Origin of the sequence: Hydrocarboniphaga sp. (assembly GCF_965279055.1) — a bacterium.
GTDB lineage: Bacteria > Pseudomonadota > Gammaproteobacteria > Nevskiales > Nevskiaceae > Hydrocarboniphaga.
In genome coordinates, this window is the sequence record NZ_OZ257125.1 from 2,765,290 (window position 1) to 2,790,790 (window position 25,501).

Here is a 25,501-nt window from a genome sequence, read left to right on the forward strand (position 1 = left end):
CCGAATGATCAAGCGGGTCGTGTTCAACCAGAAAGGCGGCGTCGGCAAGACCACGATCGTCTGCAACCTGGCGGCAATCGCCGCCTCGCGCGGCCTGCGCACGCTGGTGATCGATCTCGACACCCAGGGCAATTCGACGCAATACCTGCTCGGCGCCGGCGCGGCCAAGCCGGATCGCACGGTGGCGGACTTCTTCGAGTCGACCCTGTCGTTCTCGCTGCAGTCTCCGCCCTTCGTCAGCTACGCGACCAATAGCCCGTATGAGAACCTCGACGTGGTCGCGGCCGATCCGCGGCTGGAGGAACTCACGGTCAAGCTCGAAGCCAAGCAGAAGATCTACAAGTTCCGCGACGCGCTGAAGAAAATCAAGGGCTACGACGCGATCTTCATCGACACGCCGCCGGCGCTGAATTTCTACGCGCGCAGCGCGCTGATCGCCGCCGACCGCGTGCTGATCCCGTTCGACTGCGACGAGTTCTCGCGCCAGGCGCTGTACACGCTGATCGACAACATCGAGGAAATCCGCGGCGACCACAACGAGGACCTGGCGATCGAGGGCATCGTCGTCAACCAGTTCCAGTCACGCAGCAACCTGCCACAGCGGGTCGTGGGCGAACTCAAGGCCGAAGGCCGGCCGCTGCTGGAACAAACCATCTCCAGCTCGGTGCGAGTCAAGGAAAGCCACGAGAAGCACTGCCCGATGATCTATCTCGATGGCTCGCATCGGGTGACCAAGGAGTACCTGGCGCTGTTCGATGCGCTGAGCGGCGAGGCTTGAGGCTTCAACCGTAGGAGCGGACCCTGTCCGCGACTGAGGCCCAGACGGCACGGTCGCGGACAGGGTCCGCTCCTACAGGGGATGAATCCGGACGACGTCCGGATGTCATTTCTCCGCGCTGGTCCGCGTATCCCACAGCTGCGGCGGTTCCGGCGGCAGGTTCTTGAACGTGGTACCGCTGGGCACTCCGGCCTCGCCCAGGGTGCTGCCGTCCTGCATCGCGTAGTTCTGATTCCAGCTGCGCAGGCGCGCCAGGTTGGCGGCGACTTCGGTGTTCTGCGGTGCCAGCCGTTCGGCACGCTCCAGCAGGTCCAGCGCGGTGTGGAAGTCGCCGGCCTCGGTCTTGGCGACCGCCAGATTGTTCAGCGCGATCGGATCGAAGGGATTGGTGTCGACCGCCTGGCCGAAGCCGGCGGTGGCGCCGGCGATGTCGCCATTGGCCAGGCTGTTCTTGGCGGTGCTGTCGAAACCGCCGGCGGCATAGGCCGGGCCGGCGCTCGGCGACGGAACATAGGCACCGGACGAGGACGGCGACACTCCACCGTCCATGCTGCAGGCGGCCAGGCTGGCCGCAGCCGACAGCAGCAGCGACATCAGGACGGGCTTCATTGGGTCGGGTCTCCGAAATCGTAGAACGGCATCAGGGTCCCCGGCGGACTCATCACGCCGCGCTGACCGCTGAAGTTGAAGCGGATGTAGCCCAGCGCCTGCGCCTCCTCGTAGTCGCGCGCATTGTCGACGCCGAAGCGCGCACCGGCGATCAGGTTCGGTGAAATCAGGTATTCGAAAGCGCCGCCGAAGTTGAAGCCGATGCCGGTGGAACTCTGCGACGGATAGCCGGCGACCGCGGTGCTGTCGGGATTGTCGATCACGAACGTCTCGATCGCCGACTGCAGGTCGGAGTTGTTCGGGAACGCGGCGCTGGCGTCTTCCTTGAACGACTGGATACCGATCGCGGCGTTGAGCTTGTACGAGAAACGATCGCGGCCGCCGCTCCACTCCACCGGGATCGCCACCGAGAAATAACTCTGCGGACTGAAGTAGCCGCCCTGGCCGTAAGTGAAGCGGCGCAGGTTCTTGTCGTAGAACAAGGTGGTGACATTGACGCCGTAGGTGATGCGCATGTCGCGGCGCTCCAGCGCGCGCGCATAAAAGCCGCCGCCGATTTCGTAGACGCTGTTGCGCGCAACGTTCTGGCCGTCGAGCACGTGATAGGCGCCGTCGGCATAGACGCCGAACTGGCCCAGATCGTAGGCGACGTCGAGACGGCCGCCGGTCTTCGTCACGCCGCCGAAGATATTGCCGGTGGCCGGATCGCGCGTACCCGCATACGACAGCAGGCTGTCGGTGACCGCGCGCCGCGACAGGTCGAGCTTGAAGCTGACCTTGTCCATGCTCGGCCGCCAGTTGATGCCGCCGACCAGGGTTTCGACCGGGAAGCCCAGCGGCGACGAGCCGAAATCGGCCTTGAAATCGCCGACTTCGTAAGCCGCGCCGACGGCGATGCCGGACTCGCTCTGGCTGAAGCTGTAGCCGTCGTTGGGATCGACCAGGGCCATCGCGCCGAACAGCGGGATCTGCTGGCCCGAGACCGTGCCGGCGTCGAGGAACACCGGCACCGCGCGCAGCTTGAAGCGCCCGGCGCTGACACCGGCGACGCTGAATTCCACCGGCGTTTCCAGGTCGGTCAGCTTGTCCAGGCCGGACTGGCCGTCGCGGCTGCGCAGGCTCAGGCCGAAGCTCGCGTACGTCGTGCGCTTGGCATTGATGTCGGCGATTTCGCGCAGCACTTCGTTGGGCTGGTCGGATGTCGGCCGGCGACGCGACAGCACGAAGTCCGGCGTCTGCAGCGCCGGATCGGAGCGCAGCTGCATGCCGTAGTTCGGCGCGATCGGCACGCCATAGACCGGCGCGGCCTGCACCGGTGCCGGCTGGTAGCTCGGCATCGGCTGGATTTGCTGAACCTGCTGAACCTGCTGCACCGGCGGCGCCGGCAGCACGTAGGTCTGCACCTGCACCGGTGCGTTGTAAACCGGCGCGGGCGGACCGGGCAGCACGCGCAGGCCCTGGCGCGCGTACTCCGCTTCGGTGGCGCCGACACCCGGCGGCGCCAGGGTCTGCGCCGGCGCCGAGACGATGTACGGCTGCTGCGGCACGATCACCTGCTGCTGAACGTACTGCTGCTGCATCTGTTGCTGCGCACGCAGCGCGCCGGCCGGGTAGCCGGAAGGCTGCGCCGGCTGCTGCTGCGGCACACCCATGGTCTGCAGACGCGGTGCGCTCGACGGAGACGGCGCGATATACGGCTCGGCTGGCTGGCCGGTGATTTCGCCCATTTCGCGCTGCACTTCTTCACGCAGGGTCGAGCGCGGCTGGGGCCTGGCGCGCGGCTGCGTCAGCTGCGTGCTCGGCGCCAGCTGGCGCGGCACATAGGACGGCAACGACGTCACCGGCTGCGCGTATTGCGGCTGCACTGGCGCGGCCGAGGGCTGCACCGTCTGCACGCCGTAGCTGTAGCGATCCGGCGCGGTCTGCACCCAGCCTTGCGTGGTCGACACCGGCGCCGCCGGGATCTGCACGACGGTGCCCTCGGGATAGGTCGAAACCTTGATCAGACGGCCGCTCTTCCACCAGCGCGGCATCGTCGTCATGACGTAGTCGCCGCGCGGCGGCGGGCGATGACGTGGCGCGGCGCGGCTCGAAACCGCGACGGGTTCAGGCGCGCGTGCCGGCGCCCGCGTCAGCTGCTTTTTTTTTTCGGCCGCGGAGACCGGAACCGTGTCGAGGCGCGCCGCTTTGACCGCTTTCGCCGGCAGCGGCTTTGGCGCCGCTGCGGCCACCACGACCGGCGCCGTATCCAGCGAGCCCATGAACGGCGTCTGCGCGCGCGGCACCTGGGTCGGCGGCGTCGGGCCATAGAACGGGTTGTTGACCGGGCTGCTGGTCGGATCGAGCAGATACAGCTGCGGCGTGTAGCGGCCGTCGCCGAATTCGCTGTCGCCGCCGTGTTCCTGATCCAGCCGCAGCGCCTGCTGGTAGAGCTGCAGGGCGCGGCCGTCTTCGCCGCGGGCACGCGCGGTGCGGGCGGCCAGTGCGTACAGGCGCGGGTTCTGCGGATCGAGCCGGATCGCGTCGTCGAGCAGCGACTGCGCCTGCTCGGGCTGGTTCATCGACAGCGCCGCGCTGACCGCGCCCTTGTAGGCGTCCAGGTTGTTCGGATCGGTCTGCAGCGCCTTCTTGTACAACTCGGCGGCGTGATCGTATTCCTTGGCGTCGCTGTACAGGCGCGCCAGCGCCATCACCAGGCGCGGATCGTTCGGGTTCACGCGCAGCAGCGGCTCGAGGTACTCGTAGGCGCGCGCCAGGTTGCCCTCCTCGCGCACCAGGTCGGCCTGACGCAGCCGATACGCGATGCGCAGGTTGGCCAGGTCCAGCGACTGCTGCTCGTCGAGGTTGCGCACCTTGATCAGCTCTTCCATGACGACTTCGAACTCGGCGTCCTGGCGCAGCTTGAACAGCAGGCCGGCGTACTGCATGCGCAGGCCGACATCGGGCGTGGACTGGCGCGACAGCGCCTGGCGGATGTAGTTGAGCGCGCGGCCGTCTTCGCCGACCTCGGCCAGGCCGGTGGCCAGCGCGCCGAGCATTTCCGGATTGTCCTGCGCGAACGGCTCGACCTGCTGCAGGATCGCGGCCGCTTCCTGCGGACGGCCGTACTTGGTGTAAACGCCGGCGCGCGTGGTCTGGTAACGCACCCACAGGCGACGCTGCAGATCGGCCATCGGCTGGGTGCGCTGCTCGTAGGGGATCTGCTCCATGATCTGCAGACCTTCTAGCCAGTTCTCCTGCTCGGCGACCAGCAGCGCCTTGATGTACAGGGCCTCGGGCATCGCCCTGCCGCCGGTCAGCAGGCCGTCGATCAGGGTGTTGGCTTCACGCGTGCGGTGCTGGCGCTGGTAGATGCGCGACAGGTCCAGGCGCGTCCACGGGCTTTCCGGATCTTCCAGCAAAGCCTGTTTCAGCAGGGTCTCGGCCTGGGCGTCGTCCTTGGCATCGGTGGCGAGCTTGGCCTGGTCGCGCAGGTACTGGCCTTTGAGCGTGCCGAGATTGCCGAGCTCGTCCTTCTGGTCCGGCGGCAGGCGGTCGGCCAGGTTCAGCGCTTCCGGCAGGCGGTTGCGCTTGACCAGCACCGCGATCAGGCCGCGCGTCGCGCTGATGTCGTCGGGCTTGGAGGCGAGGATTTCGCGATACAGCTTTTCGGCGCCGTCGACGTCGCCGCCTTCGCTGAGAATATCGGCGAGCGAGCCCTTGACCGAGGTCTCCTTGGCCGCCAGCGCCGGATCGGTGGCGATCGCCTGGCGCAGCATGCTCTCGGCGCCGCTCAGATCACCGGCGGTACGCGCGGCCTGCGCGGCGCGCACCTGCTCCCAGAAACGGGCGCTGCTCAGCGCCTCTTTCCAGCGTGCGGCGCGCTTGGGCGCCATGCTCGATGCCTGCTGCAGATACTGGCGCGCTTCGCCGTAACGCTCCTGGCGCAGCCGCACGATGCCGAGGCCGCCGATCGCGTCGTCGCTGTCCGGCGAGCCGGACAGGATCTGCTCGAACATCGAGCCGGCTTCGACGAGCTCGTTGTCGTTGAGCTTTTCGTAGGCGGCCTGCACCTGCTGGCCGCGGATCTGTTCGGCGGTCAGCGCCTTGGGCGCGCTGCCCGGCCCCGGGTAGCCGGACTTGCCCGGCGCGGCGGCGGCAGCGGCCTGACCGCTGCGCAGTGTCTCGAGCTTGGCCGAAACCTGGGTGTTCTGGTGATTGGCCAGGTAGGCCTGATACAGATGCTCGTCGCCGGGCTTGGCGCCGAGCCAGATCAGGCCCTGCGCCCAGGCCTGCTCGGCCGGCGCGGCGATGCCCGGCTGGCCGGCGAGTTTCTGCAGGCTGGCGATGCCGTCGCGGCGGGTTTCCTCGCGATAGGTCAGATGCTGCGCCAGCGCCAGCTGATACAGCGGCTCGTCGGGATGCGCGGTCGCCAGCTTGCCGATGCCGGCGCGCGCCGGCTCCCAGCCATTGGTCGCACCGGCCAGCGTCTGGTAGTACTCCAGGCCGAGGCGGCCGTCGGGAATATCGTCGTTGTAGATCTGGCGATACGAGGCCACCGCCTCGTCGTACTTGCCGTCGCGCGCCAGGGCGCGCGGCGCCTGCAACTTGTCCTGGTCGAAGCTGCCGGTGCGGATCGCGTCTTCGATGCGGCTGGTGCCGGCGTTCGGATTCGTCGCTTTCAGACGGTCCAGATAGACCTGGGCGGCAGCGCCACGGCCGCTCTTGGCCTCGGCCATCGCCAGGCCACCGAGCGCGTCGGGGTTGTCCGGCGACACGCGCAGCAGCTTGAGCCAGGATTCGCGCGCCAGATCGTAGCGGCCCTTGTCTTCCCAGTAATGCGCCTGCGTGGCGAGCTGGTCGGTGGAGGCCTGCGCCTGTGCAACAGACGGCATCAGCCACGTCGTGGCGGACAGCAGCATCACTGTCAGCACCGCGCGCTGTTTTGCAGCCGTCGATTTCACAGTCCGAACCATAGGCTCTCCCATCTCAGCGTTACGCGCCCGTCCGCTTCAAACCGGTAGCGCCCGGAGATCCAGCCTTCGCCGAACAACGCCAGCACCTGATCGTAGTAATGGGCTGGACGCCCCAGCAGGCCATCCGTGCGATGGCTCTGCAATTCCCGTTGTTGATTTTCTACTGCAACATCTTCGCCCAAGGCCTTGAGCCAAGGCAATACAGCCGCGCTGAACCCGACTGGAGTGTTCGTACTAATCACGGCCGCCGAGGCGACATCGATCTTCTCCGGCGGCGTCCGGTTGGCCTTGATCGCGGCCAGGAAGCCGCCGTAGCGGCGAACCCCGTCCGGATCCATCGCCGTCGACAGCCCGGCCCACAGATAACTGCGGATGGCGTCGTAGCTGCCGAGGTTGGCGTTGCCGATGTCCGGCGACACCTGGGCTTTCTCGTCGAGCAAAAACCAGTCCGGAACCAAGCCGATCGGCGCGACCTGCGGCAGCAGGCGCTGGTAGTTCTGCCACAGCTCGTTCCACGGGCCGGACGGATCTTCGGTGGCCAGCCCGGCGAACTGGAAGCGCGGGTAGTAGCTCGGGTTGAGCTTCCAGTGCGTCGCGTCGAGCACGAAACCGTTCGGCGCCGGCAGCAGCAGCTTGCCGGCGGCGCCCATTGCCGCGATCTCGTGCTCCTTGATCTGCCACAGCAACACGCGGCCGTTCTGGCTCAGCGCCGCGTCGTTCCACAGGCGCCCGGCCTGCAGCAGCGTGTAGGCCAGCCACAGGTCGGCATCCGCCGCCGGGTTCGGATCGAGCACGCCCCAGCTGCCGTCCGGCTTCTGCCCCCACAGCCACGACGGCAGCTGCGCGGCGAAGTCACCTCCGCAGAGGTTGTCGCGAGTCCATTTCAGGATCGCGTCGAAACGCGGCCGATCGTTGGCGACCAGCGCGAAGAACAGCGAGTAGACCTGCCCTTCCGACGTGGTGCGCGCGCCGGCGGTGATATCGACGACCCGGCCGTCGGGCTGGACGAAGTGCTCGGCGTACGCCTGCCACTGCGGCCAGGGGCCGTAGGCGCGGTTCCACAACCAGCCGAAGCCAGCGGCGGCTGCGAGCACCACCACCGTCAGCGTCACCAAGGCCGCTCTCACGCCAGCCGTTCCCGGTCGCCTGCTGTTCGCTATCGGATCAGTGACCACCGCCGCCGGTCTTGCGCTTGACCGCCATGCGACGCAGCGTGCGGAACAGCACCGTCGCCACCAGCAGCGCCGCCAGCAGCGCGACGAAGGCCAAAACCACCGGCTGCTGCGCGAACCACCAGCGCAGTGCGGTGAAGAACGGCAGATGGCCGACGGTGTACTGGCTGCCCATCACGTAGTGGTTGATCTCGTCGCCGTTGAGCAGCACCAGGTCGCCGCGCAGGAACTGCGTCTTGCCGCTGTCCGACAGGATGCTGGCCAGCTCGGCCAGGCGATCGCCGTCGCCGGCGGTCAGCACCACCACGGTGTGACCCGAAGACAGCGGTGATTCGAAGCTCATCATCGCCGCCAGGGTGCGGCCGGCCTGCAGGATCACGTTGCCGGCATGATCCATCGCCGCGTCGATGTCACGGCCTTCCCAGCGCGCGCGCAGGCGCTCGACCGGGCCGATGATGCGCAGGCGCGTGACACCGCCGGAGAAGGTCATCGGCATCCGCTCGGCCCACTGGTCGAGCAGCGGCTGGCTGGCGCCGGAACCCAGCACCAGGATGTCGCGGTCCGACATGCTGCCGACGTCCGCGGCATGGCCGAGCTTGAAGCGATACGCCGGATAGCCGGTGGCGTTGCCGATACGGCCCATCACCGTCAGGTACGCCTCGACATCCTTGGCGCCGAGCGAGTCCGCCAGCACGATGCCGGTCTGCGACAGGTCCGCGTACTTGCTGAATGGGAAGCCGCCGTTGGCGAACAGCGCCAGCTCCGGCAGATGCGTGTAATGCGGGTAGGCCGACAGGTCGATCGTGGAGTCCTCATCGATCGAGCCGCGCAGGTTGTCCAGCACCACGTCCTTGCAGGGGCCTTCCTTCTTGCGCTCGAAGTAGTACTGGAACTGCAGTGCATTGTCGGCGCCGAACTTGTAGTCCGGCACGTAGACGGTGGCCTTGTTGATCGCGTCGGTGGTGCCCACGAACGGCAGGTTGATGCGGTCGGCCGAAGCCTGGTCTTCGCCGGTGGACGACAGCGCCACGGCCGAGACGAACTCGCCGTTGCTGTTGATGTTCAGCGTCGACTTGGAGCCCACGGTCGGCGTGTAGCGATATTTCAGCTTCAGCTTCATGCCGTCGCCGCGCCAGGTGAACAGATCGGGCGGTGCATGGAACGGGATGCGGATCGGCTCCGGATACAGGCCGGTGGCCTCGAGTGCATAGGGCTCGACCAGCTCGCCCACCGGTACCGGCCGGTCGGTCGGGATCCAGCGCGGCGCGTCGTAGGCGCGGCGCTCTTTCGGCTCGGTGAGTTCGCGCACGGCGACGGTGTCGCCGCCCAGCGCCTGGGTGCTCAGCGTCAGCGCGCGCGCCGCCATGTTCAGCGCCGCGCCGTCGCTGCCCGACACCACCAGCAACTTGGCGCCGCGGCCGCGCGGGTTGTCGAGCATGCTGACTTTGGCGCCGCCGTTGCCGCCCGGAATCTGCAGACCGTCGGGCAATGCGCCATTGGCGGAAATCACCACCGCATGCCCCGGCGGCAGCTGGTTGATGTAAACCGGGAAGCTGGCCGCGCGATAGGTCGCGATCGAGCCGAACCACGAGGCGATGACGCCGGCCGCTTCCAGCTCGGCCAGGCCGGGCACCGAGGTGAACACGAACGGCAGCGTCAGCTTGCGCGAATCGCGCGCGTCGAAGAACGGCTGCGGCAAGGTCTTCAGATCGTTCGGCAGCGCCAGCGGCTGCACTTCGACATCCAGCGACGAGGTGTTGCTGACGATGGTCCAGAGGCTGGAATCCACCGGGTTCTGACAGTCCATCGTGTAAGACATGATCGCCTGCAGGCCGATCTGGTTGTACTGCACGAACAGCCGCGGATCGACGTCGATTTCGCGTTCGGCGCCGCCGGCGGTGTCGTCGTTGATGCGGATCGTGCCGACCAGTTCGCTGTTCACCAGCACGTTCAGATGGCTGATGTTGTAGAGCAGCGCCGGCGAGTGCGCGAACTTGATCTTCAGCCTGGCCTTGGTGACGACCTCGTCGTCGCGCACCGACAGCGGGATCGCGTATTCGCCCTGCGAACCGCGCAGGCGGATCGGCTTCTGCACGCCCAGGTCCTTGAAGCTCAGCGAGCGCGTTTCGGTGCGCGTCGCCGAGGCCAGCGCGGTCGGCTGCGCCAGCACCGGCTGCACCGCCGAGGACGGCACCAGCCCGGCGGGCTGCGAGATGCCCGGCGCCTGCGCGTTGTAAGTGTCCGGCGCCTGAGCCCGGGCGTGCTGGCTGTAGCCGGCGCTGCCGCAGGCCAGTCCGATCAGCACACCGGCGGTGACCGCCTTGCGCGGTCGCAGCACCCGGATGAACTTCTTGAAATACTGTTTCATTTCACTTCCCGCCGTAGCAAAACCCACGTTGGCCATCCTGAGCGTGCCGACCACGCCCAGTGTCAACACTTGTCTGAAGGATTCTTTCATGTCGTCCATCGGACGATTCTCGGCCCAGTGCACCCAGGCGTCGGCGCGGCCGAAGATCGCGTAGATCAGCTGGCTCTCCTGGCGCAGGTTCATCTCGGCGAACTGCATCGCCAGGGTGTCGCCGGTGGAGCGCGTCACGTGCGCGTCGATCCACACCAGCTTGTATTCCGGTGCCAGCGCCACCTGCACGTGCGACTCCAGCGGCAGATGCAGCGGCTGACTCAGGGTCAGCGCGGTGCCGCCTTCGGAGAGGTCGATGGTCGTCGCCGCGATTTCCGGCCCGCCCGGCACGCGCACGCGCGCGCTGATGTCGGTGCTGACACGAATCGCTGCCCGGATCTGCCGCGATTCCCAGGCCACCGACAGCGCCGCGCCGACGATGATGATGTTGTACGTGGTCCACAGGATGTTCAGCACCACGGTGTCGAGTTCGTGGGTGTTCCAGACGAACAGCCGCACGAAACCGACCACCAGGCCGAGCATGTTCAGCACCAGGATCGTGACGTAGGGCTTGGCGATGTCGCGGTCGAAATACTCGTGGCTGACCAGACCGCCTTTCGCGGTCACGTTGAACGTACCCAGCTTCGGGTTGATCAGCGCGAGCAGCGTCGGCACCAGGATGTAGGTCGCCAGCACGGTCTCGTAGACCTCGGCCCAGAACGAGTGCCGGAACGGCCCCTGCAACCTCGAGTTGGTCAGGTTGGCGTGCATGATGTGCGGCGCCGCGTAGGCGAGAATCAGCAGCGCGCCGGCCTGGATGATGTGCGCCTGGAAGAACAGATACGACAGTGGCGCGGTCAGGAACACCAGCCGCGGCAGGCCATAGAAGAAGTGCAGCATCGCGTTGGTGTAGCAAAGCCGCTGGCCCCATTTGAGGCCGCCCTTCAGGATCGGATTGTCGACGCGGAAAATCTGCGCCATGCCGCGCGCCCAGCGGATACGCTGGCCGACGTGCGCCGACAGCGATTCGGTGGCCAGGCCCGCGGCCTGCGCCAGATTGATGTACGCGGTGTTCCAGCCGCGGCGGTGCATCTTCAGCGAGGTGTGCGCGTCTTCGGTGACGGTCTCCACCGCGATGCCGCCGACTTCCATCAGCGCGGTGCGGCGCAGCACCGCACAGGAGCCGCAGAAGAACGTCGCGTTCCAGAAATCGTTGCCGTCCTGCAGCAGGCCGTAGAACAGCTCGCCCTCGTTGGGCACCTTGCGGAAGGTGCCGAGGTTGCGCTCGAACGGGTCCGGCGAGAAGAAGTGGTGAGGCGTCTGCAGCATGCCCAGCTTCTTGTCCTTCAGGAACCAGCCGAGCGTGATCTGCAGGAACGAGCGCGTCGGCACGTGATCGCAGTCGAAGATCGCGATGTATTCGCCGTGGGTCTTCTCCATCGCCCGATTCAGGTTGCCCGCCTTGGCATGCTTGGAATCGTTGCGCGTGATGTGCGTGGCGCCGACCGAGGCGCAGAAATCCTTGAATTCCTGGCGGCGTCCGTCGTCGAGCACGTAGACGTTGAAACGGTCTTTGGGCCAGTCCATCGCCAGAGCCGCGAGCACCGTCGGCCGCACCACTTTCAGCGGCTCGTTGTACGTCGGGATGTAGATGTCGACGGTCGGCCATTCGGTCGGCGGCGTCATCAGCGGGCTGGGCTTGCGCTGCAGCGGCCACAGCACCTGAAAATAACCCAGCACCAGCACCACGTAGGCGTAGAACTCGGCCAGGATCAGGCCGATCGCAAAGCCGTTGTCGAGCAGCGAATGCTGCGAAAAGCCCACCGATTCGGTCACGCGCCAGTACAGGTAGCGCGTCGACACCAGCACCGAGATGCCCATCATCATCAGTGACACCAGCCGCCCTTCGATGCGGTTGAGCCAGGTCGCCGACAGAAACATCGCGGCGCCGAAAGCCAGCTGCCAGCTCAGCGACAGCGGCACCGTGATCACCACGTAGATCGGCAGCAGACAGATCAGCAGCACGCCCCACAGCGCCCAGCGGTGTTCCCAGATCGGTTTCTCGATCAGGTTCTCGATGTTGCGGTCCAGATTGTTGAGCAAGGCCATCAATGATCCCTAAGCGATCTCAACCTGCGCCAGCAGCCAGTCCGCCAGCGCGGCGGCGTCCTGTGCGGCCAGCGAATCCGGTGCGTAACGCGACACCGGTGCCTGGCTGGCCATCGCCTCCTCTACCATCGCGTCGAAACGCAGCACCGTCGGTGTGAGCCGGTAGCCGAGTTCGCGCTGCATGGCGCCCAGCACATCGCGGCACAGCGGGCGGGCAGCATTCATGCGATTGACCACGTAGTAGGAGCCGGCGAACTCTGACCGGGAACGGCAGTAGTCGGCCAGCCATCTTTCCATACTCGCGATGGTGACGAACGAGGCGGCGTCGGGCAACAGCACCATCAGCGCCAGGTCTGCGGCCAGCAGGGCCTGCTGCAGATACACCGAGCCGCCCGGCGGCGTGTCGATCAGCGTGATCGTGCCCGGCGCGATCGGCACCGCGTCGAGCTGGCGGCGCAGCCACTGCGGGTCACGGTCGAGCATGCGCTCGAATTCGCGGCGATCGTCCTCGGCCAGCGAGCCGTAAGGCAGCAGGCGCATGCCGTAGGGGCTGAGGAATTCCGCGTGGTCGAGACTCGCCTGCTGCAGGCACTGCACCGCCAGGCCGCGCGAGTCGGCGACCGGCATTTTCAGGTGCAGGCGCAGCGCGTTCTGCGGGTCCAGGTCGAGCGCCAGCACACTCTGGCGGCGATCGGTCAGCGCCATCGCCAGGTTGGCGACGACCGTGGTCTTGCCGACGCCGCCCTTGGGCGAAACCACGGCCACGACCGTTGAGCGTGCTGTCATCGAGAGGCGCCGCCGACCGTTCAGCGCGGGAAACGCGGGTCGGAAATCCGGCTGAAAACGTCGTCCAGATTCTCCTCGCGCGCTTGCATCGCACGAGGCGCCTTGGCGTCGGCTTGATAGTTGAAGCGCATCCGCGCCGGCTTCTGTTGCGGCACGCTTGACGGTGCGACCAGGCGCTGGAACGTGCTCAGCAGTTCGCCGCTGGCGACGGGCTGCGGTGCGGCTTCGGGTTCAGCGGCAAGGATCGGCGGCGACTGGACCGGTTGCTGCCAGACGCGGGTTTCACCCGGGCCGGCCGAAGCGGGTTGCGGCGGCGGCGCTTGCGGCGGTTGCTGCCAGCGACGGCGCGCGGCTTCGGTGAGCTGGTCCACGGCTTCGTCGACCGGGCGCCGGCTGAGCTCCTGGAACAGGCGGCGGGTCGGCGCGTCTTCGGCCGGCGCCGGCATGTCGACCGGCGCCGTCGTGGTCGGGCTGCGCGCGATCTGGGCGACGCGGGTCGGCGTCTCCACCGCTGCGCGCAAAAGCGACCAGCGCGTCGACAGGTCGGCGCCGGCTGCAGCGGCTGCGGTGGCTGCAGCCGGCGACGGCGGCACGAAGCTCGCCACTGCCGGAGCCTGGTGCACCGGCGGTAGCGGTGCGACCGTCGGCACCGGAGCGAGGACCGGAACCGTCGGCGCGATCTGCACCGTTGGCGGCGGCGCGGCAGCCGGTATCACCGTCGGCGGCGTCGGCTTCGCGGCGGTCGGCATCAGCGATTCACCACGCGGCGCGGCGCGCGATTTTTCGCGAATCTCCTGGTAGTCGCCCGGGTTCAGGCCGAGGTGGGAGAACAGTTGCTTGATGTCGTCGCTACGATCGGCGGCCATGGCGGGCGGGCGCTGCGGCGTTCTAGATGAAGTAGCTAGGGTGGGCCAGGCGGAAGCGCATCGCGTCCACCGGCGTCTCGACGCCGCCGACCTGATGCAGCTCCAGCGCGCCGCTGGCGCCGAGGCGCTTCAGCCAGCTCGCGTAAATGCCCTCGATCACGGCAGGCGACCAGGCCAGCGCGGCGTCGCCGAAAGCCTGGCGCAGCGGCGCGCAGGCATGGACGAATTCCAGGGAAGTCTGCAGATCGCGCACCTTGACCCAGCCCCAGCCGAGACGGCCGAACCAGTCGTTGGCGCTGCGTTCCAGATCGGCCAGCGAGGTGCCTACCGGCAAAGGATCGGCGGCGGCGATGCGGCCGCCGATGGCATAGAAGAAAGAGCGCAACTCCTCCGGCGGCATCTGGGCATTCAATTCATCGGCCAGCGCGCGCAGCAGAGGCAACCACTGACTGTGGGACGCTCGGCTGTGAAAATACTGGAGACTGCCCTGCTCCAAATCGCTCATGCGTTCCCTTATTAGCGAATCGCCCGGGCCGGGCGGACGCGCTGCCTTATACGGTTAACTTAATCGGGAAAAACCTTGATATCAATGCCAAAGCCTCCGATAACCGGATTTGGCTTCGACCAATAATGAACCGGCCATCGACGGCGTGCGCGCGGATGGGCAATTTGCTCCACAAGAACCGAAGCGATCCCCGCCTGTAGGAGCGGGCTCGCCCGCGACGCCAAGGTCGCAGGCAAGCCCGCTCCTACAGGTTCAGCTCCTCAATCCGCTGCCCCGAAGAACTTCTTCGCCCGATCCAGCCAGCCCGCCGCTTCCGGATTGTGCCGGGTGCTGCCGTCGCCCTGAAGCGAGGCACCGAACTCGCGCAGCGTTTCGCGCTGTTTCTTGTTGAGCCTGACCGGCGTCTCGATGACCACGGTGCACAGCAGGTCGCCGACGGCGCCGCCGCGCACCGACTTGACGCCCTTGCCGCGCAGGCGGAACACCTTGCCGGTCTGGGTTTCTTCCGGCAGCTTCAGCTGCGCCTTGCCGGCCAGGGTCGGCACGTCGAGTTCGCCGCCGAGCGCGGCGGTGACGAAGTCGATCGGCACCGTGCAATACAGATCGGAGCCGTCGCGCTCGAAGAATTCGTGCGGCTTGACGTTGACCTGCACGTACAGGTCGCCCGGAGGCGCGCCCTTCTCGCCGGCCTCGCCTTCGCCGGTCAGGCGGATGCGGTCGCCGGTGTCGACGCCGGCCGGGATCTTCACTTCCAGCGTCTTTTCGCGACGCACCTTGCCGCCGCCGCGGCAGGTCTTGCACGGGTCGCTGACCTGGGTGCCGCGGCCACGGCAATGCGGGCAGGTCTGCTGCAGCACGAAGAAGCCCTGCTGCACGCGCACCTGGCCGGAGCCGCCGCAGGTCTTGCACTTGGGCGGCGCCTTGCCGTCGGCGGTGCCATGGCCGTTGCAGGTGGCGCAGTCGTCTAGCGTCGGGATGCGGATGGTTTCGGCCGAACCGAACACGGCCTGTTCGAGCGTCAGCTCCATCATGTAGCGCAGGTCGGAGCCGCGACGCGGCCCGGCGCGACGGCCGCCGCCGCCACCGAAAATGTCGCTGAAGACGTCGCCGAAGATGTCGCTGAAGCCGCCTTCGCCGAAACCGCCGCCGGCACCGCCGCGCTGCAGACCCTCGTGGCCGTGCTCGTCGTAGATCGCGCGCTTCTGCGCGTCGGTCAGCACTTCGTAGGCCTCGTTGGCCTCCTTGAACTTCTCTTCGGCGCCGGCGTCGCCCGGATTGCGGTCCGGGTGCAGCTTCATCGCCAGCCGGCGATAAGCCTTTTTCAGTTCGTCGTCGCTGGCCTGGCGGCTGACGCCGAGAACCTCGTAGTAGTCACGCTTGCTCATAAAACGGGGACATCCGAAAGGGTTAAAAGCTGGGAAGCAAGGACCGCGCTAGCGACCGCAACGAGCGTAGTACCCAAAACACCCCGTTCGTCCCGAGTAGCGCCTCAGGCGCGTATCGAGGGACCCGAACTGCGATCCGGTCCCTCGATACGCCTCGCAAGCGAGGCTACTCGGGACGAACGGAGGTTTGTTACTGCCATGCATATTCAGCGGGACCGCCACAGACGCAAAAAGAGACGGGCGATTGCTCGCCCGTCTCCCCTTTTACCGCTGCGACTTACTTCTTGTCGTCGTTGACTTCGGTGAACTCGGCGTCGACCACGTCGCCGTCCTTCGCGTTGGCGTTCTTGGCGTTCGGCGAGCTGCCGGCGCCGCCTTCGGCCGCACCGGCCTTGGCATAGGCGCGCTCGGCGAGCTTGCCGGCGGACTCGGACAGCGTCGCGCTCTTGGCTTCGATCGCGTCCTTGTCACCGCTCTTGATCGCCTCGCGCAGCTCGCTGATTGCGGCCTCGATCTGGGTCTTCTCGTCGGCCTGGACCTGGTCGGCCAGGTCCTTGAGCGACTTCTCGACGCCGTGGATCAGCTGGTCGGCCTGGTTGCGCGCGGTGATCAGCTCGTTGAACTTCTTGTCATCCTCGGCGTGGGCCTCGGCGTCCTTGATCATCTGCTGGATCTCGGCGTCGGACAGGCCCGAGTTCGCCTTGATGACGATGCTCTGGCTCTTGCCGGTGGCCTTGTCCTTGGCACCGACGTTCAAGATGCCGTTGGCGTCGATGTCGAAGGTCACTTCGATCTGCGGCATGCCGCGGCTGGCCGGCGGGATGTCGGACAGGTCGAAGCGGCCGAGCAGCTTGTTGGCCGAGGCCACTTCGCGCTCGCCCTGGAACACCTGGATCGTCACCGCCGTCTGGTTGTCGTCGGCGGTGGTGAAGGTTTCGCTCTTGCGGGTCGGGATCGTGGTGTTCTTCTCGATCAGCTTGGTCATCTTGCCGCCCAGGGTTTCGATACCCAGGCTCAGCGGCGTGACGTCGAGCAGCAGCACGTCCTTGACGTCGCCGGACAGCACGGCGCCCTGGATCGCGGCGCCGACGGCGACCGCTTCGTCCGGGTTGACGTCACGGCGCGGCTCACGGCCGAAGAAGTCCTTGACCGCGTCCTGGACCTTGGGCATGCGCGTCTGGCCGCCGACCATGATCACTTCCTGGATGTCGGTGTTTTTCAGGCCGGCATCCTTGAGCGCGATCTTGCAGGGCTCGATGGTCTTGGCGATCAGCTCGTCGACCAGCGACTCCAGCTTGGAGCGCGTCATCTTCAGGTTGAGATGCTTCGGACCGCTGGCGTCGGCGGTCACGTACGGCAGGTTGATGTCGGTCTGCGTGGTGCTCGACAGCTCGATCTTGGCCTTCTCGGCGGCTTCTTTCAGGCGCTGCAGCGCGAGCGGGTCCTTGCGCAGGTCGATGCCCTGCTCCTTCTTGAACTCGTCGGCGATGTATTCGATGACGCGCATGTCGAAGTCTTCGCCACCGAGGAAGGTGTCGCCATTGGTGGACAGCACTTCGAACTGGTGCTCGCCGTCGACTTCGGCGATCTCGATGATCGACACGTCGAAGGTGCCGCCGCCGAGGTCATAAACGGCGATCTTGCGGTCACCCTTGACCTTGTCCAGGCCGAAAGCCAGCGCGGCCGCGGTCGGCTCGTTGATGATGCGCTTGACGTCCAGGCCGGCGATCTTGCCGGCGTCCTTGGTCGCCTGGCGCTGGCTGTCGTTGAAGTACGCCGGCACCGTGATCACCGCCTCGGTGACGGTTTCGCCGAGGTAGTCTTCGGCGGTCTTCTTCATCTTCAGCAGCGTCTGCGCGGAGATTTCCGGCGCCGACAGCTTCTTGCCCTTGACGTCGACCCAGGCGTCGCCGTTGCCAGCCTTGACGATCTTGTACGGCACCATGCCGATGTCTTTCTGCACGACGGAGTCATCGAAGCGGCGGCCGATCAGGCGCTTGACCGCGAAGATCGTGTTGTGCGGGTTGGTCACGGCCTGGCGCTTGGCGGCGCGGCCGACGATGACCTGGCCGTCATCGGCATAAGCGACGATCGACGGCGTGGTGCGCTCGCCTTCGCTGTTCTCGATGACCTTGACGTTGCCGCCTTCCATGATGGCGACGCAGGAATTGGTGGTGCCGAGGTCGATGCCGATGATCTTTGCCATGTTTCCGGTGCTCCAAAAATATTTACAGAAATTTTCAATTGCGACGATGCAGGCTATCTATTGCCCATCGGCGCCGTTTCAAGGGGTGTCAAATCAGTTTTTCTAACCCTGCCGATCAGGGAGCGCGGGCGACGATGACCATCGCCGGGCGCAGCAGCCGGTCGTGCAGCTTGTAGCCTTTCTGCATCACGTTGAGCACGTGGTTGGGCGCCACTTCGCTGGAGGGCACCATGCTCACCGCCTCGTGGAAATCCGGGTTGAACGGCTGACCCTTGGGGTCGACCTGGCTGACACCCTGCTTTTCCAGCACCGCCACCAGCTGGCGACGGGTCAGCTCCAGACCCTCGACGATGGTTTTCACCTGCACGTCCGGTGCCGCCGCCGCCTGGATGCCCAGCTCGACCGAGTCCGAAATGCCGAGCAGCTCGTTGAGCAGCTTCTCGACGCCGAACTTGCGCGACTGGTCGATCTCGCGCTCGGCGCGTTTGCGCACGTTGTCCAGCTCGGCCAAAGCGCGCAGCTGCGCCTCCTTGGCGGACTGGGCCTGGGCACGCAATTCTTCGATCTGCGCACTCAGTGCGGCCAGATCGGGCTGGGCGTCGGCCGCGGCTGCGGTCTCGTCTACTGTCGGTTCGGGGCTTGCCGTCATGGGTTCGTCGGGTAAAAGTGAGTAAAAACGCTGCGTGCCGCTTGTTTTGGGGCCATAAACAGGCCGTTCAAGCCCCAAAACGCCTTCCCGGGCCTGGCTGTCAGCAGATGCCGGGCCCTGCGGGGCCGCGATTGTAACGAGCTTCAGGCCCGCAGCAGCAGTCCCAGCGGAAATTCCTCCAGCAGATCGGCCAGCAGCAGCGGCCGGTCGGCCTCCGCTTGCAGGCGGGAGCCGGTCAGCACGCTGCGGTAACCGCCCGCCGGCAACGTCACCGCGGTATCGGCCCAGCCGGCAGCCGCGCCCGCCGCCGTCTGCGTCTCGCCGGCCAGCTGCGGCCACAGCCGCGGCGCCAGCACGATCAGCTCGGCCTGGCCCTGGGTGCGGCGGAACGCCAACAGCTGCTCGGCTTTCGCCCCGCTGGCCGTGATCGCCTCGTAGCCGCCGGAGGCAAACAGCGTCGGCAGCTCGCGGCGCAGCCGCAGAATCTGGCGGATCAGGTACATCTTGGCGCGGCCGTCGTGCCAGCCCGCGACCAGCTCGCCGACGGCGGCGCCGGCGAGGTCGGTGAGCGTGGCGGCCTTGGCGCGCGCCGCCTCGTAATCGACCGGCCGACGATTGTCCGGATCGACCATCGACAGCTCCCACAGCTCCGAGCCGCGATAAATGTCGGGCACGCCCGGCATCGTCAGCCGCAGCAGCGTCTGCGACAGCGAACTCAGCGCGCCCAGCCAGGCGACGCGTCCGATGAAGCGCTGGAAGTCGGCGAGAAACAAATTACCGGCGCCCGGCGTCAGCGCGCCTTTGACGAAACGCCCCAGCGCCTGTTCGTAGGCCTGGTTCGGCTGGGTCCAGTTCGAACGGTATTTGCCTTCGCGCACGGCCTTGAGCATCGCGCCGTCGACGCGCTCGGCCAGCGTCGCCAGACCGGCCGCATCGTCGATGGCCTGGTGCGCCGGCCAGACACCGACCAGGGTTTGATAGAAGTAGTACTGATGATTGAAGTCCGGCGCCGGCTCGCCGGCCACGTCGGCGACCAGGCGGCGATTGCTGCGCGACCAGGCGCGCACCCGCGCCGCCCACTCGGTGGTCATGCCGCTCAGGCACGCGATGCGCATGCGCGCGTCTTCGCCGCGCTTGGTGTCATGGGTGCTGCCGCCGATCATGTCCAGCGGATGCTGCTGCAGGCGCAGCGCATTGGCCTTGTGGAACGCGGCCGGCGATACCGCATAGCGGCGCGGATCGCCGCCGACTTCGTTGTGCACCAGCAACCGGAAGTAGCGGTAGAAACTGGTGTCTTCCAGACCTTTCGCCATCGCCGGGCCGGACAGCTGCTGGAAGCGCATCGCCGCGCGGTACACCTGCTGTGCGTCGTAAGGCGAGCCTTCGGCCGCCAGTTCGCCGCTGAGGATGCGGCCGATGAAATCGAAGATCGACGGATCGATGGGGCCGGCATTCTTCTTCGCCAGGCCAACGGCCCAGTCGATGTAGCGACGGTCGGCCGGCGACAGCCGCCCCTCTTCGTCGAGGTAGGTGCGATACACCGGAAAGTAGGCAACCAGTTCTTCCAGCGCCTTGCGGATCGCCGCGTAGCTGAAATCGCGCGAGCGCCACTGGCTCGCGCTCAGGGTCTGCACCGCGTTGGCGAGCACGCCCATTTCGCTGGCGAGATTGTTCTGAACGATGAGCTTCTTGCACTCGTACAGGATCTCGTCGAACGGCTTGCGCTCGCCGCTGAATCGACGATAGATCGTGCTCAGCGCCTTATCGGAATCCGGATCGACGAACAGGCCGCCGACCAGATTCAGCGTGTCGTAGCCGGTGGTGCCGGCGACCGGCCATTCGGCCGGCAGTTCTTCGTAATGCGCGAGGATTTTTTCGAGCAGGATGTAGGCCGGCGCCTCCGCCTTGCCGGCGGCTTGCTGCAGCCGGATCGCGTACTGGCGCGGATCGAACAGACCATCGATATGATCGATGCGCAGGCCCTGCACCTTGTTTTCGGCAACCAGCCGCAGCGTCGTGCGATGCATCGCGTCGAACAGCTCGCGGCGCTCGACTCGAAGGCCGGCGAGTTCGTTGATGTCGAAAAAACGTCGGTAGTTCACTTCGTCCGAAGACACACGCCAGTAAGCGGCGCGATAGCTTTGACGATCGAGCACGGTGCCGAGGCGATCCCAGCTTGGTCGATCGCCCTGCACGCCATTGAACGTCGCCAGCGCGGCGGCGATGGCGTCGATCAGGCCGGGCTCGTCTGCCAGCACCTCGGCCAGATGCTGCTTCAGCGAGGCCGCGGTTTCGCGCAGCGCGCCATCGCTGCCCTGCTGCTCGGCCAGTTGCTCGAAATCGCGCAGCAGATTGGCCAGCCGGCGGGCGCCCTCGCCTGTCGCCGTCTGCAGCGCCGGCGCCAGCAGCTCGGCATAGTCCATCGGCGAAATCGGCAGGCGGTTGTCGAAGTACCAGGCGCTGATCGAGCCTGTGCGCTCGTCGAGCTTCAACGCGATTTCGCCGTGCTCCAGCACCAGGCCGAACTGGTCGCCGAGCACCGGCAGCAGCACCTTGCCTTCGAGATTGCGCCGGCTGGATTTCCAGTCGATGTCGAAATCCAGTGCATGCGGCGAACGCGGCCCCCATTCGAGCACGTCCATCCACGCCGGGTTGTCGACGCCGATGCCGACATGATTCGGCACGATGTCGAGGATCAGGCCCAGGCCGTGCTCGTCCAGCGCGGCGATCAGTCTTTCAAAACCGGCTTCGCCACCGAGTTCGGGATTGAAGCGATTGTGATCGGTGACGTCGTAGCCATGCGTCGAGCCCGGCGTCGCCGCCATGATCGGCGAGGCATACAGATGCGAGAAACCCAGGTCGGCCAGATAGCCGGCCAGCGCCGCGGCATCGTCGAACGTGAAGTCCTTGTGCAGCTGGACGCGGTAAGTCGCGCGCGGCAGCGTCGGTGGCTGCCTCATCCGACGGCTCCTTCCTGATCGAGCAGATTCAGTGCGACGTACCACGGCGGCAACTTGCCGTTATCCAGATCGGCAGTGGCGTAAACGGTGCGGCCGAGAATGTCACCGGCATCACCATCGACGGCCTTATCGCTGAGGTTGGCCACCAGCTGCAGCACCGCGCCATCACCGAAGCGCCAATGCACGTAGATCGTGCCCTGCGCGTCGACGGCGCGGGTGCCCGATCCGCCGCCGGACGTCGCCATGCGCGGAATGACGTGCTCGCGTCGTACGGCGAGCAGATCGCGATGCAGCTTGATCCAGTCGGTCTTGCGCGCCGGCTCGGACCAGTCCAGCACCGCGCTCCGGAACGTCGCCTCGGCCAGCGGATCGGGAATGCGCTTGACCGCTTCCGGGTCCTGGAATTCGGGGAAGGATTTGAATTCTTCCATGCGGCCCTTGCGCACCGCGTCGGCGAGATCACCGCTGAAATCACAGAAAAACGGGAACGGTTGATCGCTGTTCCACTCCTGGCCCTGCCACAGCATCGGAATCTGCGGCGCCAGCAGCAGCACCGCAGTACCGGCGCGAATCGCCTCGGGCTTGGCGAACTTGCCAAGACGCCAGCCGTAGGCGTGATTGCCGACCTGATCGTGGTTCTGGATGAAGGAGACGAAAGCGGTCGGCGGCAGGCTCGCGCTGGGCTCGCCGCGTTTGGCACCATCGCGATGCTCGGAAACTTCGCCCTGGTAGGCGAAACCCTCGGCGAGCACGCGTGCCACCAGCGTCTGCGGCTGTCCTTCGCCTTTGGTGTAGTCGTCGTAGTAGCCGCCGCGCATGTCGGTGATGGCCACACGCAGCACATGATGGAAATCGTCGTTCCATTGCGCGGTATGCGGGCCCGGACCCTGATAGCCGTAGCCGAGCACGCTGCTGCGATTGCCGTCGTTCTCGAGAATCAGATGAATCGGCCGCTCCTTGATCGCCTCGCGAATGCGCTCGCCGAGTTCGACGACGATGTCCGGCCGGCTGTCGTCCCTGATCGCATGCACCGCGTCGAAGCGCAGGCCGTCGAGGTGATATTCCTGCAGCCAGTACAGTGCATTTTCGATGAAGAACGAGCGCACCACTTCCGAATGCGTATCGTCGAAATTGATCGCCGCACCCCAGGGCGTCTGGTGCTTGTCGGTGAAGAAGTCCGGCGCGTACAGCGACAGGTAATTGCCATCCGGGCCGAAGTGGTTGTAGACGACGTCGAGAATCACCGAGATGCCGCGCGCATGCGCGGCCTGCACCAGGCGCTTCAGGCCATCCGGCCCGCCGTAGCGTTCCTCGACGGCGAACAGCAGCACGCCGTCATAGCCCCAGTTCCAGCGGCCCGGGCATTCGGCCACCGGCATGAGCTCGACCGCGTTGACGCCCAGCGACAGCAGGTGATCGAAGTGTTCGATCACGCCGTCGAAACTGCCGGCCTGCGAAAATGTGCCGACATGCAGCTCGTAAACCACCGCCTCGTGCCAGGGACGGCCGCGCCAGTCCGCGTCCTGCCAGTCGAAGCTGCCGGCATCGACGACGACGCTCGGTCCCGCGACACTCTCGCTCTGGTAACGCGACACCGGATCGGGGATCAGTGTGTCGGCGACGCGATAGCGATAACGCGTGCCGGCTTTCGCCCGATCGGTGGTGAGCTCGTAAAAACCGTTCTCGCTGCGATTCATCGCCAACGTTGTGCCACCGTCGATGACCAGCTCGACCTGATCGACGCCCGGCGCCCACAGCCGGAAACGCACGCCGCCGTCGACGCACTCGGCTCCGAACGGCAGCGCGCGATGCCGCTTCATGCGGCGCTCCCGCTGCGGCTGGCGACCGCCGGCTCGGGCTCGGGCCGGATGCTCTCGTCGTTGGCCGACTCCTCTGCGATCGCGGTCGGAATATCGATCAGCTCGACATGCGTCATCCGCGCGAAACCGGCCGGCTCAGCGCGATTGATGAACAGTGCCATCGACCGACCCTGGATTTTGTAGCACTCGCCCTCGGCGAAGTACTGCCCTTCCGTCGCAAAGCCGCTGTCCAGTGCCGTATCGATCAGCAGCTCCCAGCGCAGCTCGGTCTTCATGTCGGGCATGCAGAACTCGAGCTCCTCATGATGCGCATTCATGATCACCATGAAGCTGTCGTCGATGTCGCGCTGGCCGCCAGTGGTGTAGTACTCGCCGGCCGCGCCGCCGAGCACCCAGCCAAAGCAGCGCGCCATGCCGTTGTTCCAGTCATCAATGGTCTGCTCGTTGCCGCTGGGCGCGAGCCAGGTGATGTCCTTGAGTCCGTCGGCGGCCATGACCTTGCCGCGAAAGAAGCCGGGCCGCGAAAACACGCGATGCTTGCGCCGCAGCGCAATCACCCGGCGCACGAAATCCTGCAGACGCTGGTCCTCGGGACGCAGGTTTTCCCACTGCGTCCAGGAAATGTCGCTGTCCTGGCAATAGGCGTTGTTGTTGCCGCCCTGCGAGCGTCCCATTTCGTCGCCGGCCAGCAGCATCGGCACGCCCAGCGACAGGATCAGCGTCGCCAGATGATTGCGTTTGAGCTGGTCGCGGATTTTCAGGATGGCCGCGTCGTCGGTCGGGCCTTCGACGCCGCAGTTCCACGACAGGTTGTCATCGGTGCCATCGCGATTGTCCTCGCCGTTGGCCTCGTTGTGCTTGTCGTTGTACGACACCAGGTCCTGCAAGGTGAAGCCGTCGTGCGCGGTGACGAAATTGATCGACGACCAGGGCCGGCGGCCGTTGTGATCGTAGATATCCGACGAGCCGGTGACGCGGTTGCCCATCTCGGCGAGCAGACCGCCGTCACCTTTCCAGAACTTGCGCACGGTGTCGCGAAACGCACCGTTCCACTCCGCCCAACCCGGCGGAAAACCGCCGACCTGATAGCCGTAAGGCCCTAAATCCCAGGGCTCGGCGATCATTTTGACGGTGTTCAACAGCGGGTCCTGACGCACCGCATCGAGAAACGCCGCACCAGGATCGAAGTTGCCGTGCTCGCGCGCCAGCGTCGAACACAGATCGAAGCGGAAGCCGTCGACATGCATCTCGCTGACCCAGTAGCGCAGCGAGTCCATCACCATCTGCAGCACGCGCGGATGATCGACGTTGAGCGTATTGCCGGTGCCGGTGTAATCCATGTAGTAGCGTGGATCGTCGGTGAGCCGGTAATAGCTGGCGTTGTCGATGCCGCGCAGCGACAACGTCGGCCCCATGTGATTGCCTTCGGCGGTGTGGTTGTAGACCACGTCGAGAATCACCTCGATGCCGGCGCCGTGCAGGCGTTTGACCGTGGTCTTGAATTCCTCGACCAGACCGCTGGACAGAAACCGCGGATCGGGCGCAAAAAAACCGATGCTGTTGTAGCCCCAGTAATTGGTCAGGTTGCGTTGGGTCAGATGCCGGTCGTTCAAAAAATGATGAATCGGCAGCAACTCCACCGCGGTGACGCCGGTGCGCACCAGGTGATCCAGCACCGGCGGCGCGACCAGGCCGGCAAACGTGCCGCGCTTGTTCTGGTCGACACCCGGATGCAGCTTGGTGAAGCCCTTGACATGGGTTTCCATGATCACGGTTTCTTCCCAGCTGGTACGCGGCCGCCGGTCCTCGCCCCAGCTGAAAGAGGTGTCGACGACGCGGCACTTGGGCATGTGGCGCGCGTTGTCGCGCCTGTCGAAACTCAGGTCTTGCCTGGCATGACCGATCTTGTAACCGAAGTTGGCATCGGCCCAATGCAGATCGCCGGCGATGGACTTTGCATAAGGATCGAGCAACAGCTTGTTGGCATTGAAGCGATGCCCGTTCTCCGGCTCGTAAGGTCCGTGCACGCGGTACCCGTAAAGCTGGCCCGGCCGCGCATCCGGCAGATAGCCGTGCCAGACCTGGTCGCTGTATTCCGGCAGGCGCACACGCGCCACTTCGTGCTGCCCGCTCGGATCGAACAGGCATAGATCCACTGCGACGGCGTTGGCGGAAAACAGCGCAAAATTGACGCCTTCGCCGTCCCAGCTGGCGCCCAGCGGATACGAGCGGCCCGGCCACACCGTGGTGCGGGCCTTGTTTGCAACGGTCGATTCCATTCGAGGGCGTTCCCTGTCGTCCGC

Annotated in this window: 14 protein-coding genes; 1 reads left to right on the forward strand and 13 read right to left on the reverse strand. The window is 66.1% G+C overall.

What is annotated here, in order from left to right:
- Nucleotides 1–7 precede the first annotated feature (7 nt).
- Nucleotides 8–778 (forward strand): ParA family protein, encoded by a 771-nt coding sequence (locus tag ACQZF9_RS12545; RefSeq protein WP_428313424.1) that lies wholly within the window; start codon nucleotides 8–10, stop codon nucleotides 776–778.
- 105 nt (nucleotides 779–883) lie between these two features.
- Here the strand turns inward: ACQZF9_RS12545 and ACQZF9_RS12550 are convergent, their stop codons facing one another.
- The 13 genes from ACQZF9_RS12550 to glgX all read right to left on the reverse strand — a co-directional run bounded on the left by ACQZF9_RS12550 (nucleotide 884) and on the right by glgX (nucleotide 25,477).
- Nucleotides 884–1,387 (reverse strand): tetratricopeptide repeat protein, encoded by a 504-nt coding sequence (locus ACQZF9_RS12550; protein WP_428309309.1) that lies wholly within the window; start codon nucleotides 1,385–1,387, stop codon nucleotides 884–886.
- On the reverse strand, nucleotides 1,384–6,342 hold the full coding sequence (locus ACQZF9_RS12555) for a cellulose synthase subunit BcsC-related outer membrane protein (protein WP_428309310.1): 4,959 nt from the start codon (nucleotides 6,340–6,342) through the stop codon (nucleotides 1,384–1,386). The genes ACQZF9_RS12550 and ACQZF9_RS12555 overlap by 4 nt, the downstream gene beginning before the upstream one ends.
- The gene (bcsZ, locus tag ACQZF9_RS12560) at nucleotides 6,327–7,469 is read right to left on the reverse strand and encodes a cellulose synthase complex periplasmic endoglucanase BcsZ (protein WP_428309311.1); all 1,143 of its coding nucleotides are present in this window, start codon (nucleotides 7,467–7,469) and stop codon (nucleotides 6,327–6,329) included. The genes ACQZF9_RS12555 and bcsZ overlap by 16 nt, the downstream gene beginning before the upstream one ends.
- Before the next feature lie 37 nt (nucleotides 7,470–7,506).
- Nucleotides 7,507–12,021: a UDP-forming cellulose synthase catalytic subunit gene (bcsA, locus tag ACQZF9_RS12565; protein ID WP_428309312.1), complete on the reverse strand. Its 4,515-nt coding sequence runs from the start codon at nucleotides 12,019–12,021 to the stop codon at nucleotides 7,507–7,509.
- A 9-nt stretch (nucleotides 12,022–12,030) separates the two neighbouring features.
- The gene (gene bcsQ / locus ACQZF9_RS12570; RefSeq protein WP_428309313.1) at nucleotides 12,031–12,807 is read right to left on the reverse strand and encodes a cellulose biosynthesis protein BcsQ; all 777 of its coding nucleotides are present in this window, start codon (nucleotides 12,805–12,807) and stop codon (nucleotides 12,031–12,033) included.
- A gap of 20 nt (nucleotides 12,808–12,827) precedes the next feature.
- On the reverse strand, nucleotides 12,828–13,673 hold the full coding sequence (bcsR, locus tag ACQZF9_RS12575; RefSeq protein WP_428309314.1) for a BcsR/BcsP family cellulose biosynthesis protein: 846 nt from the start codon (nucleotides 13,671–13,673) through the stop codon (nucleotides 12,828–12,830).
- A gap of 22 nt (nucleotides 13,674–13,695) precedes the next feature.
- Entirely contained in the window at nucleotides 13,696–14,178 is a 483-nt protein-coding gene (gene bcsD, locus ACQZF9_RS12580; protein WP_428309315.1) for a cellulose biosynthesis protein BcsD, read from the reverse strand.
- 260 nt (nucleotides 14,179–14,438) lie between these two features.
- Nucleotides 14,439–15,563: a molecular chaperone DnaJ gene (gene dnaJ / locus ACQZF9_RS12585; protein WP_428309316.1), complete on the reverse strand. Its 1,125-nt coding sequence runs from the start codon at nucleotides 15,561–15,563 to the stop codon at nucleotides 14,439–14,441.
- A 277-nt stretch (nucleotides 15,564–15,840) separates the two neighbouring features.
- Entirely contained in the window at nucleotides 15,841–17,769 is a 1,929-nt protein-coding gene (gene dnaK / locus ACQZF9_RS12590) for a molecular chaperone DnaK (RefSeq protein ID WP_428309317.1), read from the reverse strand.
- Nucleotides 17,770–17,884: 115 nt separating this feature from the next.
- Nucleotides 17,885–18,418 carry a nucleotide exchange factor GrpE gene (grpE, locus tag ACQZF9_RS12595; RefSeq protein WP_428309318.1) on the reverse strand — a complete coding sequence of 178 codons (534 nt, stop codon included), beginning with the start codon at nucleotides 18,416–18,418 and terminating at the stop codon, nucleotides 17,885–17,887.
- A 143-nt stretch (nucleotides 18,419–18,561) separates the two neighbouring features.
- Entirely contained in the window at nucleotides 18,562–21,378 is a 2,817-nt protein-coding gene (gene treY / locus ACQZF9_RS12600) for a malto-oligosyltrehalose synthase (RefSeq protein ID WP_428309319.1), read from the reverse strand.
- On the reverse strand, nucleotides 21,375–23,198 hold the full coding sequence (gene treZ / locus ACQZF9_RS12605) for a malto-oligosyltrehalose trehalohydrolase (RefSeq protein ID WP_428309320.1): 1,824 nt from the start codon (nucleotides 23,196–23,198) through the stop codon (nucleotides 21,375–21,377). Before treZ ends, treY begins: the two co-directional genes overlap by 4 nt.
- Nucleotides 23,195–25,477 carry a glycogen debranching protein GlgX gene (gene glgX / locus ACQZF9_RS12610; RefSeq protein ID WP_428309321.1) on the reverse strand — a complete coding sequence of 761 codons (2,283 nt, stop codon included), beginning with the start codon at nucleotides 25,475–25,477 and terminating at the stop codon, nucleotides 23,195–23,197. Before glgX ends, treZ begins: the two co-directional genes overlap by 4 nt.
- Nucleotides 25,478–25,501 lie beyond the last annotated feature (24 nt).

Excerpts from the sequence above, each read along its gene's own strand:
- ACQZF9_RS12550 (WP_428309309.1), bottom strand. The coding sequence starts at position 1,387 with ATGAAGCCCGTCCTGATGTCGCTGCTGCTGTCGGCTGCGGCCAGCCTG.
- ACQZF9_RS12555 (WP_428309310.1), bottom strand. The coding sequence starts at position 6,342 with ATGGTTCGGACTGTGAAATCGACGGCTGCAAAACAGCGCGCGGTGCTG.
- bcsA (WP_428309312.1), bottom strand. The coding sequence starts at position 12,021 with ATGGCCTTGCTCAACAATCTGGACCGCAACATCGAGAACCTGATCGAG.
- bcsQ (WP_428309313.1), bottom strand. The coding sequence starts at position 12,807 with ATGACAGCACGCTCAACGGTCGTGGCCGTGGTTTCGCCCAAGGGCGGC.
- bcsR (WP_428309314.1), bottom strand. The coding sequence starts at position 13,673 with ATGGCCGCCGATCGTAGCGACGACATCAAGCAACTGTTCTCCCACCTC.
- bcsD (WP_428309315.1), bottom strand. The coding sequence starts at position 14,178 with ATGAGCGATTTGGAGCAGGGCAGTCTCCAGTATTTTCACAGCCGAGCG.
- dnaJ (WP_428309316.1), bottom strand. The coding sequence starts at position 15,563 with ATGAGCAAGCGTGACTACTACGAGGTTCTCGGCGTCAGCCGCCAGGCC.
- dnaK (WP_428309317.1), bottom strand. The coding sequence starts at position 17,769 with ATGGCAAAGATCATCGGCATCGACCTCGGCACCACCAATTCCTGCGTC.
- grpE (WP_428309318.1), bottom strand. The coding sequence starts at position 18,418 with ATGACGGCAAGCCCCGAACCGACAGTAGACGAGACCGCAGCCGCGGCC.
- treY (WP_428309319.1), bottom strand. The coding sequence starts at position 21,378 with ATGAGGCAGCCACCGACGCTGCCGCGCGCGACTTACCGCGTCCAGCTG.
- treZ (WP_428309320.1), bottom strand. The coding sequence starts at position 23,198 with ATGAAGCGGCATCGCGCGCTGCCGTTCGGAGCCGAGTGCGTCGACGGC.
- glgX (WP_428309321.1), bottom strand. The coding sequence starts at position 25,477 with ATGGAATCGACCGTTGCAAACAAGGCCCGCACCACGGTGTGGCCGGGC.